The 12,823-nt window shown below is 69.8% G+C and carries 16 protein-coding genes and 1 pseudogene; 14 read left to right on the forward strand and 3 right to left on the reverse strand.

Going from position 1 to position 12,823, the window contains the following annotated elements; genetic code table 11:
- Positions 1-80: 80 nt before the first annotated feature.
- Positions 81-326 (forward strand): annotated as a pseudogene (locus ACM6LU_RS11630) (glucose PTS transporter subunit EIIB); the annotation flags it as partial.
- A complete protein-coding gene (locus tag ACM6LU_RS11635; protein ID WP_414937639.1) occupies positions 323-778 on the forward strand; it encodes a PTS sugar transporter subunit IIA in 456 nt (151 codons plus the stop codon). The pseudogene ACM6LU_RS11630 and the gene ACM6LU_RS11635, both read left to right, overlap by 4 nt.
- A gap of 62 nt (positions 779-840) precedes the next feature.
- Here ACM6LU_RS11635 and ACM6LU_RS11640 read toward each other — a convergent pair whose 3' ends face one another.
- Positions 841-1,281 carry a ubiquinol-cytochrome c reductase iron-sulfur subunit gene (locus tag ACM6LU_RS11640; protein ID WP_414937640.1) on the reverse strand — a complete coding sequence of 147 codons (441 nt, stop codon included), beginning with the start codon at positions 1,279-1,281 and terminating at the stop codon, positions 841-843.
- Between the two features lie 131 nt (positions 1,282-1,412).
- On the opposite strand from ACM6LU_RS11640, the gene ACM6LU_RS11645 reads away from it, so the two are divergent.
- From ACM6LU_RS11645 to ACM6LU_RS11685, 9 genes are all read left to right on the forward strand, one after another.
- On the forward strand, positions 1,413-1,781 hold the full coding sequence (locus ACM6LU_RS11645) for a hypothetical protein (protein ID WP_414937641.1): 369 nt from the start codon (positions 1,413-1,415) through the stop codon (positions 1,779-1,781).
- Positions 1,782-2,363: 582 nt separating this feature from the next.
- Positions 2,364-2,975 (forward strand): prepilin peptidase, encoded by a 612-nt coding sequence (locus ACM6LU_RS11650; protein WP_414937642.1) that lies wholly within the window; start codon positions 2,364-2,366, stop codon positions 2,973-2,975.
- Positions 2,976-3,022: 47 nt separating this feature from the next.
- Positions 3,023-4,210 (forward strand): chorismate synthase, encoded by a 1,188-nt coding sequence (gene aroC / locus ACM6LU_RS11655; protein WP_414937643.1) that lies wholly within the window; start codon positions 3,023-3,025, stop codon positions 4,208-4,210.
- On the forward strand, positions 4,207-4,731 hold the full coding sequence (locus tag ACM6LU_RS11660; protein WP_414937644.1) for a shikimate kinase: 525 nt from the start codon (positions 4,207-4,209) through the stop codon (positions 4,729-4,731). The genes aroC and ACM6LU_RS11660 overlap by 4 nt, the downstream gene beginning before the upstream one ends.
- A complete protein-coding gene (locus ACM6LU_RS11665; protein ID WP_414937645.1) occupies positions 4,728-5,153 on the forward strand; it encodes a hypothetical protein in 426 nt (141 codons plus the stop codon). The genes ACM6LU_RS11660 and ACM6LU_RS11665 overlap by 4 nt, the downstream gene beginning before the upstream one ends.
- Positions 5,154-5,161: 8 nt before the next feature.
- Positions 5,162-6,271 (forward strand): 3-dehydroquinate synthase, encoded by a 1,110-nt coding sequence (gene aroB, locus ACM6LU_RS11670; protein ID WP_414937646.1) that lies wholly within the window; start codon positions 5,162-5,164, stop codon positions 6,269-6,271.
- Positions 6,268-6,699 (forward strand): type II 3-dehydroquinate dehydratase, encoded by a 432-nt coding sequence (aroQ, locus tag ACM6LU_RS11675; RefSeq protein ID WP_414937647.1) that lies wholly within the window; start codon positions 6,268-6,270, stop codon positions 6,697-6,699. The genes aroB and aroQ overlap by 4 nt, the downstream gene beginning before the upstream one ends.
- Positions 6,696-7,622, forward strand: a complete 927-nt coding sequence (locus ACM6LU_RS11680; RefSeq protein WP_414937648.1) for a GNAT family N-acetyltransferase — start codon at positions 6,696-6,698, stop codon at positions 7,620-7,622. The genes aroQ and ACM6LU_RS11680 overlap by 4 nt, the downstream gene beginning before the upstream one ends.
- Positions 7,623-7,682: 60 nt before the next feature.
- Entirely contained in the window at positions 7,683-9,170 is a 1,488-nt protein-coding gene (locus ACM6LU_RS11685) for a beta-xylosidase (protein ID WP_414937952.1), read from the forward strand.
- Here ACM6LU_RS11685 and ACM6LU_RS11690 read toward each other — a convergent pair.
- Positions 9,125-9,556: a B-4DMT family transporter gene (locus tag ACM6LU_RS11690; protein ID WP_414937953.1), complete on the reverse strand. Its 432-nt coding sequence runs from the start codon at positions 9,554-9,556 to the stop codon at positions 9,125-9,127. The genes ACM6LU_RS11685 and ACM6LU_RS11690 overlap by 46 nt on opposite strands.
- 479 nt (positions 9,557-10,035) lie before the next feature.
- Between ACM6LU_RS11690 and ACM6LU_RS11695 the strand changes: the two genes are divergently transcribed.
- From ACM6LU_RS11695 to nusB, 3 genes are read left to right on the forward strand one after another with little or no spacing between them, the layout of a single operon-like run.
- Positions 10,036-11,127, forward strand: a complete 1,092-nt coding sequence (locus tag ACM6LU_RS11695) for a M24 family metallopeptidase (RefSeq protein WP_414937649.1) — start codon at positions 10,036-10,038, stop codon at positions 11,125-11,127.
- A 38-nt stretch (positions 11,128-11,165) separates the two neighbouring features.
- Positions 11,166-11,729 carry an elongation factor P gene (gene efp, locus ACM6LU_RS11700; protein WP_125783626.1) on the forward strand — a complete coding sequence of 188 codons (564 nt, stop codon included), beginning with the start codon at positions 11,166-11,168 and terminating at the stop codon, positions 11,727-11,729.
- Positions 11,729-12,208 carry a transcription antitermination factor NusB gene (gene nusB / locus ACM6LU_RS11705; RefSeq protein WP_414937650.1) on the forward strand — a complete coding sequence of 160 codons (480 nt, stop codon included), beginning with the start codon at positions 11,729-11,731 and terminating at the stop codon, positions 12,206-12,208. The genes efp and nusB overlap by 1 nt, the downstream gene beginning before the upstream one ends.
- Before the next feature lie 109 nt (positions 12,209-12,317).
- Here nusB and ACM6LU_RS11710 read toward each other — a convergent pair whose 3' ends face one another.
- A complete protein-coding gene (locus ACM6LU_RS11710; protein WP_003096372.1) occupies positions 12,318-12,806 on the reverse strand; it encodes a transcriptional regulator in 489 nt (162 codons plus the stop codon).
- Positions 12,807-12,823: the final 17 nt, after the last annotated feature.

The following is a 12,823-nucleotide window of genomic DNA, read 5'->3' on the forward strand; positions in this document are numbered from 1 at the left end:
TTCGTGGCCAGGGATCACGTGCGAGTCGGCGAACGGCGTAGTACAGCTGGTTCGCATGTGGGAAACCGACAGGGAACAGGGAGACCGCGATGGCGGATGACAGGGCGGAAAAAATCCTCGCGGGCCTCGGCGGTGCCGAGAACGTCATCGAGGTCGAGGGGTGCATCACCCGGCTGCGTTGTGAACTCGAAGACATGAGCCTGCTCGACGAGGCGGCGCTGAAGGCCGCCGGCGCGATGGGCGTCGTGCGCATGGGAGCCGGTGTCCAGGTGATCGTGGGGCCGGAGGCCGACACGATCGCCAGTGACATCGAGGACCTGATGTGAGCCTCGAAATTCTGAGCCCGGTAAGCGGTAAGACGACCGCTATGACCGAAGTACCCGATCCGGTCTTCGCGCAGGCGATGGTCGGACCCGGACTCGCGGTCCTGCCCTCGGGCGGGCGCCAGGACGCGGTCTCACCGGTCGACGGGACGGTCGTGACCCTGCATCCGCACGCCTTCGTGGTGGCCACCGAGGACGGCCGCGGCGTGCTGGTCCACCTCGGGATCGACACGGTCAAGCAGAAGGGCGAGGGGTTCACCCTCCACGTCGTCAAGGGTGAGACCGTCCGTGCCGGGCAGCCGGTCGTCGAATGGGACCCCGAAGCGGTCGTGGCCGCCGGCTACTCGCCGATCGTGCCGGTGGTGGCGCTGGACGCGAAGGCCGAGGTCCTTTCCGGACTGCGCATCGACGGCGACGTCGAGGCGGGCGACCCGATCTTCACCTGGGACAGCTGAACGCTTTACGCGAAAGGGTCCCTTTAGGACGTTCTCCGTCCTAAAGGGACCCTTCGCTGTGCTCAGGCCGTGACGACCTGACCGTTCGTGACCTTGACCGCGACCGAGGGCAGCGGTTTGTCCGCCGGCCCCTTTTTGACCGCGCCGGTCGCCGCGTCGAAGATCGAGTTGTGGCATGGACACTTGAGCTCCGCGCCGTCCGGGACGACCGCGCAGCCCTGGTGCGTGCAGATCGCGCTGAACGCGGCCGCGGCGCCTTCGGCGGTCCTGGTCACGATGACGTCCTTGCCATCCGCTGTCTTCGCGGCCTTCGCCTGGCCGACCTCGATGTCGGAGAGCGCGGTCAGGGTCTCGCCCGGAGCCGCGGCGGGCGGCGCGGCGGCCGAGCCGGACGACGGGGTGTCGCTTCCGCAGGCCGTGATGGCCACGGCACCGACGGCCGCGCCGGCGACGGCGGCCCCGGTGGTCAGGACGGTGCGGCGGGAGTGGAGTTCGGCAGTCATGCCCCTACACACGGTCGGAGCACCCATCCGGTTCACTTTCGCCGACCATCGGGTGCCGAATTGAACCGAGCACCCCTCTTTTCCGTGTTCACAGGCATGGGGGAACCGAACACGGGAAAAGAGACGCGGACATGATCCGGTGGTTGTCGCGGGCGGTGGTGGCGGCGGGCCTGCTCGGCTCGGCGTGGGTGCATTACGTCGTATGGCAGGACTGGGCGGCCGAAACGGACGTGGTCGGTCCACTCTTTCTGGTGAACGTGGTGGCCGGCGTGGTCATCGCGGTCGCCGTCCTGGTCTGGCACCACTGGCTTTCCGTGTTCGCGGCGATCGGCTTCGGCTTGGCCACACTGGGCGCGTACGTGCTTTCGCTGACCACAGGGTTCTTCGGCGTCTCGGAGCGCTTCACCACCCAGGCCGAGTTCTGGGGCTTGATCACCGAAGTGGTTTGCGTGGTCTTCGCGCTCCCCCTGCTCTTCGCCCGCGAAGGCACGGATCGGTGAAGGAATTCGCGGAGGACCGGCTGATGCGGGCTTTGCACGAAGAGCACGCCGCGGCGCTCATGAAGGCCCCTTCCTTGCGTCTAGCGCCAAGGTTCCGGCAAAGTCGAGGTCTTGCAGGTCAGGCGGTTGTTCGTCGCTGTGTGAGGCTGACGATGTAGGAATGGGGACGTTGAGTGTCCCCATTCCTACATCGTCGCGGGGTCACTAGCGATGCTGAGTCCGGATTACCAGCAGCAGCGCTGACCAGTGGCTCTGCGACTTTGCCGTGACCCTGCGCCTAAGTACGTGAAGGGGGCCTTCACGTACTCGGAAAGCGCCCAGCCGGTCGCATGAGCACTACTGGTCACATCCGACCCGCAACCGGCCGCTGCGGGCTGAAGGGAGCTTTCCCCGCATCGGACGCGGCGAAAGCTCCCTTCGCCGCGTGAGACGTGGGCATCCGTCCCACCGCCACGAACGGCCTCCCTTCCGCAAGTAGTCGACTACTTGCGGAAGGCCCGACCAGGCGAAAGTTCGTGAAAGTCCCTGTCACGAAAAGAAAATTCTTGCCACACCGAGCGCGACGGGCGCACTCTTGATCTTGTGTTCATGCCGATCGCCTTCGCGGTGGCGGGCGCCGGATCGGCGCTCGCCACCCGATCCTGCCTACGCCGCGCGGGAGCGCCGGTGACGGCTTGGGCGGCGGCGCTCGCGGCCGCGTTGCTCCTCGCGGTCTGCCTCCGTCACCAAGGCGGAGCCTGGCCGTCGTGGTGGCTCGCGGTCCCGGCCGTGCTGACGGTCTTCGCGGTCCCGCTGGCGCTCGCCGACCTCAAGTACCGCCGCCTGCCCGACGTCCTGACCCTGCCCGCGTACCCGGCGCTGGCCGTCGCGCTGGGGGTCGCGGCGGCCGGGGGAGGGGTGGACATCGCCTGGCGGGCCGTGCTCGGCGCGCTGGTCTTCGGCGGCGCGCACGCGCTCGTCCACGTGCTGTCGCCGCGCTCGCTCGGCGCCGGTGACGTGAAGCTGGCCGGGAGCCTCGGCGCGGTCCTCGCCGCGACCGGCTGGCCGTCGGTCGTGCTCGGTGCCGTCGCCGCGGCTCTGCTGAGCGTGGCGCTCGCGGTGGGCGGACCCCGGCATCCCACGGTGCCGCACGGGCCTGGCCTCCTGGTCGCGGCCTGGGCACTCGCCGTCTTCGCCGGACCTGGTCCGGGATAGCCCGGCCTGTCCAGGAACGAGAGGGAGACTGTGACAGGATCTGTCAGGTGTTGCGCTGGATAACCGCAGGGGAATCGCACGGACCCGCCCTCGCCGCCATCCTGGAAGGGATGCCTGCCGGGGTCGAGGTCACCACCGCCGAAGTGGGCGAGCAGCTCGCGCGACGGAGGCTCGGCTTCGGCCGCAGCCCCCGGATGGGCTTCGAGACCGACCACATCGAGTTCACCGGAGGTGTCCGGCACGGGCTCACCCAGGGTGGCCCCGTCGCGGTCCAGATCGAGAACGCCGAGTGGCCCAAGTGGGAGAAGGTCATGTCGGCCGATCCCGTGCCCGCCGAGGAGCTGGATGGCCTGGCGCGCAACGAGCCGCTGACCCGTCCCCGGCCCGGCCACGCGGACCTGCCCGGCATGCAGAAGTACGGCTTCCCCGAGGCCCGTCCGGTGCTGGAGCGCGCGAGCGCCCGCGAGACGGCGTCCCGTACGGCGCTCGGCACGGTGGCCCGCGCGTACCTCAAGCAGCTGCTCGGGGTCGAGATCCTCAGCCACGTCGTGTCCATCGGCGGTGCCTCGGCGCCGGAGGGCCCGCTGCCCGTGGCGGCGGACCTGCCCGCCATCGACGAGAGCCCGGTCCGGGCGTTCGGTCAGGAGGGGACCGACGCGATGGTCGCCGAGGTCGACGCCGTGCGGAAGGCGGGTGACACCGTCGGCGGCGTGATCGAGGTGATCGTCTACGGGCTGCCGCCGGGCCTCGGCTCGCATGTGCACTGGGACCGCAGGCTCGACGCCCGGCTCGCCGGCGCGCTCATGGGCGTGCAGGCGATGAAGGGCGTTGAGGTCGGCGACGGCTTCACCACGGCCAAGCGCTGGGGCAGCCAGGCCCACGACGAGATCGACCGCGGCACCGGCCCGGTCGGGGTGACCCGCCGGTCCAACCGGGCGGGCGGCCTCGAAGGTGGCATCACCAACGGCGAACCGCTGCGCGTGCGCGTCGCCATGAAGCCGATTTCGACCGTTCCCAAAGCATTGTCCACTGTGGATGTCACGACCGGTGAACCCGCGGTGGCCATCCACCAGCGTTCCGACGTCTGCGCGGTACCCCGTGCCGGGGTCGTGCTGGAGTCGGTGGTCGCGCTGGTCCTCGCGGACGCCGCGCTGGAGAAGTTCGGCGGTGACTCGCTGATCGAGGGCAAGCGCAACGCCGAGGCGTACCTGAAGGCGCTCGAGGAGCGCTGGTGACCCCACGCGCGGTGATCATCGGGCCGCCGGGCTCGGGCAAGAGCACGGTCGGCCCGGCGCTCGCCGCCCGGCTCGGCCTCGCCTTCCGTGACAGCGACGACGACATCGTCGCGAGCGCGGGCAAGCCCATCACCGACATCTTCGCCGACGAGGGCGAGCCCGCCTTCCGCGCGCTGGAGGAGGAGATGGTCGCGAAGGCGCTGGCCGAGCACGACGGCGTCCTCTCCCTGGGCGGGGGAGCGCCGATCACCGCGGGCACCAGGGCCCGGCTGGGCGGGCACACCGTGGTCTTCCTCAACGTCGGGATGGCCGCGGGCGTTCAGCGCGCCGGTCTGTCGACCGCGCGCCCGCTGCTGGCCGGGGTGAACCCCCGCGCCACCTATAAGGCGCTCCTCGACGCACGGCTGCCGGTGTACCGCGAGGTGGCCACGATCGAGATCGAGACCGATCACCGCACCCCGGACGAGGTCGTCGAAGCCGCCGTCGCCGGGCTGAACGAAGCCAGCAAGGAACGAGCATGAAGCGCACCATCACCGGCGTTTTTCTCGCCGTCATGGCCCTGACCCTGACCGCTTGCGGCGACGAGAAGCAGCCCGCCGGAGCGGACGTGATCCAGACCGGCGCCGCGGCGACCGGCTCGGCCACCGCATCGGCCGCGCCCGAAACCGATGTCGCCGCCGACGTCCAGGTCATGAAGTGCGACAGCAACAGCTACACCCCGAAGGTCACCATCGAGGTCACGAACAGCACCGGTGAGGACGCGCGTTACGCCGTCACCATCGCGATCAAGGACGCCGAGGGCAAGGCCTCCGGTGAAGCGCTGTTCGCGAAGGACCGGATGACGCCGGGTGAGAAGGTGACCGAAGAGATCCCGGGCGACACCCCGGTCAAGGGCAAGATCTCCTGCGAGGTCGCCAGGGCCAAGCGGCTTCCGCCGAAGTGAGGGAAACGATGACCGAACCGGTCCGCATCACCGTCAACACCGCCAAGCCGTACGACGTCGTCATCGGCCGGGGCCTGCTCGGCGAGCTCGCCGAGCAGCTCGCCGACGCCTCCAAGGTCGCGCTGATCCACCCGCCGACGCTGACGACCACCGCCGAGGCCATCCGCGACGAACTGGCCGCCGCCGGGATCGACGCGCACCGGGTCGAGATCCCCGATGCCGAGGACGGCAAGGCGCTCACCGTCGCCAGCTTCTGCTGGGAGGTCCTCGGCCGCATGGGCCTGGACCGTCAAGGAGTGGTCGTCGGGCTCGGCGGCGGTGCCGTGACCGATCTGGCGGGCTTCGTCGCCGCGACCTGGATGCGCGGCGTACGGCTGGTCAACGTCCCCACCACGCTGCTGGGCATGGTCGACGCCTCGCTCGGCGGAAAGACCGGCATCAACACCGAGGCCGGCAAGAACCTCGTCGGCGTCTTCCACGAGCCGAGCGCGGTCCTTGTCGACCTCGCGACGCTGGAAACGTTGCCGCCCAACGAACTCGTCGCCGGGATGGCCGAGGTCGTCAAGGCCGGGTTCATCGCGGACCCGCGCATCCTCGAGCTCGTCGAGCAGAACTCGGCCGCGGCGCTGGACACCACCGGTGAAATCATCGGCGAGCTGGTCCGCCGCTCGATCCAGGTCAAGGCCGACGTCGTCGCCGCGGACCTGCGCGAGTCGAACCTGCGCGAGATCCTCAACTACGGCCACACCCTCGCCCACGCCATCGAACGCCGCGAGAAGTACCGGTGGCGTCATGGTGCCGCGGTCAGTGTCGGGCTGGTGTTCGCCGCCGAGCTCGCGCGCCTGGCGGGTCGTCTCGACGACGCCACCGCGGAGCGGCACACGGCCGTGCTCAAGCTGCTGGGCCTGCCGACCACCTACGACCCGGAGGCGCTCCCGCACCTGCTGGAGACGATGAAGGGCGACAAGAAGACCCGGTCGGGCGTGCTGCGCTTCGTCGTCCTGGACGGGCTCGCCAAGCCCGGCAGGCTGGAAGGCCCCGACCCGTCACTGCTCGCGGCGGCGTACTCGGTGGTGGCGGGCGAGGCCCCCAAGTCCGGCGGGAGCGTGCTGCTGTGAAGGTGCTCGTCCTCAACGGCCCTAACCTCGGCAGGCTCGGCCTGCGCGAACCGGGGATCTACGGTTCGGCCACGCACGCGGACCTGGTCTCGACCTGTGTCGGCACCGGGAAGGAACTCGGGATCGACGTCGAGGTCCGCCAGACCGACCACGAGGGCGAGATGGTCGGCTGGCTGCACGAAGCCGCCGACGCCGGCTGGCCGGTGGTGCTCAACGCGGCCGCGTGGACGCACTACTCGATCGCGGTCCGCGACGCCGCCGCCCAGCTCAAGGCGCCGCTGATCGAACTGCACATCTCCAACGTGCACAAACGCGAGCAGTTCCGGCACCACAGCGTGCTTTCGGATATCGCCACCGCCGTCCTCGCCGGGCTCGGGGTCGACGGTTACCCGCTGGCCCTGCGTTGGATTGCCGCGAACGCGGGATGAACAACCCGCCCGGGCTCGAGACCGCGCGGCTGCGGCTGCGCCCGCTGGCCGGGTCCGACACCGAGGCGATCGTCGAACTCTTCGCCGACCCGGCGTTGAGCGCGCATTTCGCGGTTCCGCTCACCGAACCGGACCTTGTCCGCGAGATGGTCGGACGGCGGCTGGCGTACGACGGCCCGGCCGGGATGGGGCACTGGGCGATCGAACGCGACGGCGAGGTGATCGGCCTCGCGCATCTGCGGCCGTCGGCGGAGTTGCCCGGCGAAGTGCCGGAGATCGGCTACTACCTGGCGCGTGCGTACGGCGGACAGGGCCTGGCGACCGAGGCCGCGAGCGCGCTGCTCGACCACGGACTCGTCGGACTCGGTCTGTCGTCGGTGTGGGCGCTGATCGGCGAGTCCAATGTGGCCAGTCTGAACTTGGTGCGGCGGTTAGGTTTCCTGGACGTCGGCGGCGGTGACCACTACGGCAGCGGCCCGCACCGCGTGCTCGTCGCGTTGCCGTCGGATCACGGGCGGGCCCACCACATCGAACTGTGGGTGCCGGATCTCGCGCGGGCCGAGGAGAGCTGGGGCTGGCTGCTCGGCGCACTCGGCTGGCGGGAGTTCCAGCGCTGGCCCGCCGGGGTCAGCTGGAAGCACGGCGCGACCTACCTCGTCGTCGAACGTTCTCCCGCGCTCAGCGGCGAAAAGCACGAGCGCACCGCGCCGGGCCTGAACCATCTCGCCCTGCACGTCGATACCCGCGATCGGGTGAAAGACTTGGCTTCGGAGGCTCTCGAACACGGCTGGTCGGCGATGTTCGCGGACAAGTATCCGTATGCGGGCGGTGATCAGCACTACGCCGCCTACCTCGAAAACACCGACGGGTTCGAGGTGGAGTTGGTAGCCCTACCGGGGAGCGACGTCACCCGGCTGGGTTAAGTCTCGCTACACTCGGCCATCATGCGCCTTTTTCGTGGGGGTCGGCGACCCGCCCGTGTCGTGGTGGCCGTCCTCGCGGTCGGCGTGGTCCTCGCGGCGTGCAGTGACGGCCTCGCCCAATCCCAGGCCGACGGCAAGGGCGGTGGGATCGGCGGAGCCCAGCTGACGCCGCCCAGCGAGCAGCCCCGGCCGACGGACGTCGAACTCGCCACGAGCGATCCCCGGGCCGGCGTCGGCGTGGTCGGCGCCGGCGATCAGGACGCGGTCTACAACTACGGCCCGACCGTGATGTGGGACGGCGGCAAGCTCCGGATGTGGTGGTGCAGCCAGTACGGCAGCGCCCAGCCTCCCGGTGACGACATCCTCTACGCGCAGTCGCCCTCGCTCGACGGGCCCTTCACCGGCCCGTCCGGGGGTGGCCCGGCGGCGGTGTTCTCCGGCGCGCCCGGCGGTTTCGACGGGATGCACACCTGCGACCCCTCGGTGATCAGGGTCGGCTCGACCTATTACATGTACTACACCGGCGCGGCGGGCGACCACGCGCTCGGCAACTCGATCGGCCTCGCCACCAGCACCGACGGCCTCACCTGGACCCGCGCCGCGGGCGGAAAGCCGATCATCGAGCCCTCGCACGACGTGCATCGCGCCAACGTCTACGGCGCCGGTCAGCCCTCGGCCGTGTACCTCGACGGCTGGTTCTACGTGCTCTTCACCGACACCACGGCCAAGGCCGCCGGGTGGAACGGCGCCGGGCAGTTCCTGCTGCGCGCCAAGAACGCGGCCTTCAGTAAGGGCGTGGAGACGTTGGGAGAGCAGGGCTTCGTGCCCAAGCCCGGGACGACCTCGCCCCGCACCCGCTCACTGGTCGACGGGTTCAGCACCGACCTGATGTGGGTCGGCTCGCTCGACGCTTTCGTGATCGCGCACGAGACCGACACCGGCACCACGCTCACCTTCTGGACCAGGGACTTCTCCGCGCAGCCGTACCGGCCGGTGGTCGTCCCCGGCGCCTGGAAGGAGGGCCCCGGACTGGTCCGGCGGCCCGACGGCCACGCGCCGCTCTCTTCGGGTGACGTCTGCGACCGGGTCCCGTTCGACGTCGTCCGCGCCACGATCGTCGGCGGCGCGGGGGCGCCGACCGACCTCAGGCATTTCGGCCTGGACGTCCGGGGCTCGCGGGCCTGCGACGGCGACGCCCGGGTCCGGACGGCGTTCGAAGGCGTCGCGATGCCGTCGCCGCAGCGGACGATCGATCTGGTGGCCGACGGAAAGCTGGTCAGGGTCGACCGGCGTTCGGTGGCGGCGGTGCTCGCCGGTGAGGTGCTGAACCAGCGGCTCAAGGTCGTCGACAGGTTTCCGCAGGCCGCGCGGTTGAGCGCCGGAGCGAGGATGGTGCGCGCTCCCGGCCGCGGGATGGGCGTGGTGCTGGACGGCAGGCTGTTCGCCGTGCCGGACGCCGGGGCCGCGGCGCTGAACGACTCGGCCGTCGAGGAGATCAGCGATCAGGCCTGGGACGGCTTCCCTGCCGGTTTCTCGCTCGCGGGCTGAGCTTCTTCTTCGTCTTCGGCAGGCGCCTTCTTGCCGATCAGGCCGCCGGCGAACAGGCCCAGCCCGGCCGGGATGAGCACCAGCAGGGCCGAGAACGCGGCGCCGCCGGTGAGCGCGCCGCCGAGTTCGGAGGCGCCGGTCTGGTCGACGAACACCGCGCGGCCGATCACGTACAGCACGCCCGAGACCGGGCCGGCGAGCAGCGCCGCGATGAACCAGTTCCGGCCACGCTCGGGTTTGCCCCGCCAGGCGTCCACGGCGCTCCAGCCCGCCGCCGCGCCGACGAGGACCGCGAGGGCGAGCGAGGTGACGAGGGTCTTGTCGGTGGGGTGGAAGACCTCGTACTTGGCCAGCACGGTGACGGCCACGCCGTGCAGCAGCGCCATCACGAGTCCACGAGTCAGCCACGGTGCCATGGGGTGAGTTTAACTCGCGAGTAGCGATCGTCACGCCCGCACGTTCGGTGCCGCGGGCGGCAAGTACGTGAAGGCCCCCTTCCTTGCGCCTCAGTACAGGGCCTCGGCAAAGTCGCGGAGCTGCTGGTCAGCGCTGTTGGTGGTAGTCCGAGCTTGGCATCGCTGGTGCCCCGCTCGGGTGTGTGCCTGGGGTTATGGCCTCGAACCTCTGTTGATGAAGCTCCGCGACCGGTGTGCCTCCGCGACGATGAAGGAATGGGGATACTCAACGTCCCCATTCCTTCATCAACAGCCTCATGCGGCGACGAAGAGCCGCCTGCCGGTTAGATCTCGGCTTTGCCGCCTAAGTACGTGAAGGGGGCCTTCACGGACCACCTCGGCGAAACGCGGGCCGTGAGTCGTCCGGCAGCGGCCCTCGCGTTGGCGGCCGACCCCCTAAACTCCATTCCGTGCGTGAATACTTCTCTCGCCGCCGCGCGGCGCTGCGTTCCCTGCTGACCGACTCCGGGGTGGACGCGCTGCTGGTCACGGACCTGCTCAACATCAGGTACCTGACCGGCTTCACCGGGTCCAACGCCGCTCTCCTCGTCCACGGGAGCGGCGACGACAAGACGATCTTCTGCACCGACGGCCGCTACACGGTCCAGTCGGCGACCGAGGTACCCGACCTCGAACGGGTGCTGGACCGCGCGAGCGCGGCCAAGCTCGCCGAGCTGGCGGCCGAACAAGAATTCGGCAAGACCGGGTTCGAGAGCCAGCACGTCAATGTCGAGCAGCACGAGGACCTCAAGGTGCGCTTCGACCGCGTCCAGCTGGTCCGGACGCCCGGTCTCGTCGAGCGGCTGCGGCTGGTCAAGGACGAGCAGGAGATCGAGGCGCTGCGCCAGGCGTGCGCGGCGGCGGACAGGGCGCTGGAGGACCTGGTGTCCGCCGGTGGGCTGCGGCCGGGCCGCACCGAGCTGGACGTCGCCCGTGACCTGGAGAATCGCATGCTCGGCCACGGGTCGACCGGGCCGTCGTTCGACACGATCGTCGCGGCGGGCGGCAACTCCGCGATCCCGCACCACCGGCCGACTTCGGCCGTGCTGGCGACCGGCGACTTCGTCAAGATCGACTTCGGCGCCACGGTCGACGGCTACCACTCCGACATGACCCGCACGTTCGTCCTCGGCAAGCCGGCGGCGTGGCAGGAAGAGGTCTACGAGCTGGTCCAGCGGGCGCAGGAGGCGGGCTGCGACGCCGTCCTCCCCGGCGCGGAAGTGTCCGATGTGGACAAAGCGGCCCGTGGCGTGATCGCCGCCGCGGGGCGCGGCGAGAGTTTCGGCCACGGCCTCGGCCACGGGGTCGGACTGCAGGTGCACGAGGCGCCCAGTCTCGCCACCACCGGCGTCGGTACACTGACCGCCGGTATGGCCGTCACCGTCGAGCCTGGTGTGTATCTGCCCGGACGCGGAGGCGTGCGCATCGAGGACACGCTGGTCGTGCGGGAAGGTACGCCCGAACTCCTCACGCTGAGCACCAAGGAACTCGTGGTCGTCTGACGGCGGCCCGGAAGATCGACACAGGAGACTGCACACTCGTGGCCACCACCAACGACCTGAAGAACGGGCTCGTCCTCAACCTCGACGGCCAGCTCTGGACCGTCACCGCGTTCCAGCACGTCAAGCCGGGCAAGGGTGGTGCGTTCGTCCGCACCACGCTCAAGCACGTGCTGACCGGCAAGGTCGTCGACAAGACCTTCAACGCGGGCACGAAGGTCGATACGGCCACCGTCGACCGCCGCAACATGACGTACCTGTACAAGGACGGCACGGACTTCGTGTTCATGGACGCGGAGACCTACGACCAGATCACCGTGCTGGCCGAGACCGTCGGCGACAACGCGAACTACCTGCTCGAGAACTTCGAGGTCCAGGTCGCGGTGCACGAGGGCGTCCCGCTGTACATCGAGCTGCCGACCTCGGTCGAGCTGATCGTCCAGCACACCGACCCTGGCCTGCAGGGCGACCGGTCCACCGGCGGCACCAAGCCGGCCACGTTGGAGACCGGCGCCGAGATCCAGGTGCCGCTGTTCCTCACCACCGGCGAGAAGATCAAGGTCGACACCCGTGACGGCCGCTACCTGGGCCGCGTCTCCAACTGATGGCAGGCTCAGACAAGTCCGGGCCGGATCGATCCAAGAAGTCGCCGAACCGCGGCGGGCCGATCAGCCGTCGGCAAGCCCGTAAGCGTGCTGTCGAGATAATGTACGAGGCCGCCCAGCGCGGTGCCGACGCGGTGACGCTGCTGGCGGACCGGGTCGGTTCGGTCGAGGTCGACCCGATCGGGGACTACACGATCTCGCTGGTCGAGGGCGTCACCGCCCGCAAGACCCAGATCGACGAGCTGCTTTCGGAACACGCACAGGGCTGGACGCTGGACCGGATGCCGCCGGTCGATCTCGCGGTGCTGCGGGTCGGCGTCTACGAGCTGCTGTGGGCCGAGGACGTGCCGGACCCGGTCGCCATCGACGAGGCCGTCGGACTGGCGAAGGAGCTGTCGACCGACGACTCGCCGCGGTTCGTGAACGGCGTGCTCGGCCGGATCGGCACGATCGCCGACAGGCTTCGCGCGGTCCTCTAGAAGACGTGCTACAACGGGCCGTGTCCTCTTCGCAAGGGCACGGCCCGTTTTCGTGCTCGGCGGGGCCGGTGGCGTTTCCGGTCCCCCCGGACCGAAAACGTCGCCACCTCTAGTCCTCTTTGGACGGTCGAGCCTCGGGCGGCAGCACACCCCAGTCGATCAGCTGCTCGGTGAGTTCACCGGGGGTCATGTCGTAGATGATCGCCAGCGAACGCAGGTCTTCGGTGCGGATGGAGAGCACCTTGCCGTTGTAGTCGCCGCGCTGGCTCTGGATGGTGGCCGCGTAGCGGGCGAGCGGTCCGACCTTCTCCGCCGGGAGCTGCTGTAGGCGCTCCAGGTTTATGACGATCTTCGTGGCGGGCTCCGCACCCGACGGCACCCGGCCCTCCGGCAGCAGTTCGACCACCGGCACGCCGTAGAAATCGGCCAGCTCGGCGAGCTTCTGCACGGTGACGGCGCGGTCGCCGCGCTCGTACGAACCGACGACGACGGCCTTCCAGCGGCCTCCGGACTTCTGCTCGACCCCGTGCAGGGACAGGCCCTGCTGCTGGCGGATCCCGCGGAGCTTGGCCCCGAGCGCCTTGGCGTAATCGCCCATCTGGTGGTTCTCCGTTT

Origin of the sequence: Amycolatopsis sp. cmx-11-51 (assembly GCF_047608665.1) — a bacterium.
GTDB lineage: Bacteria > Actinomycetota > Actinomycetes > Mycobacteriales > Pseudonocardiaceae > Amycolatopsis.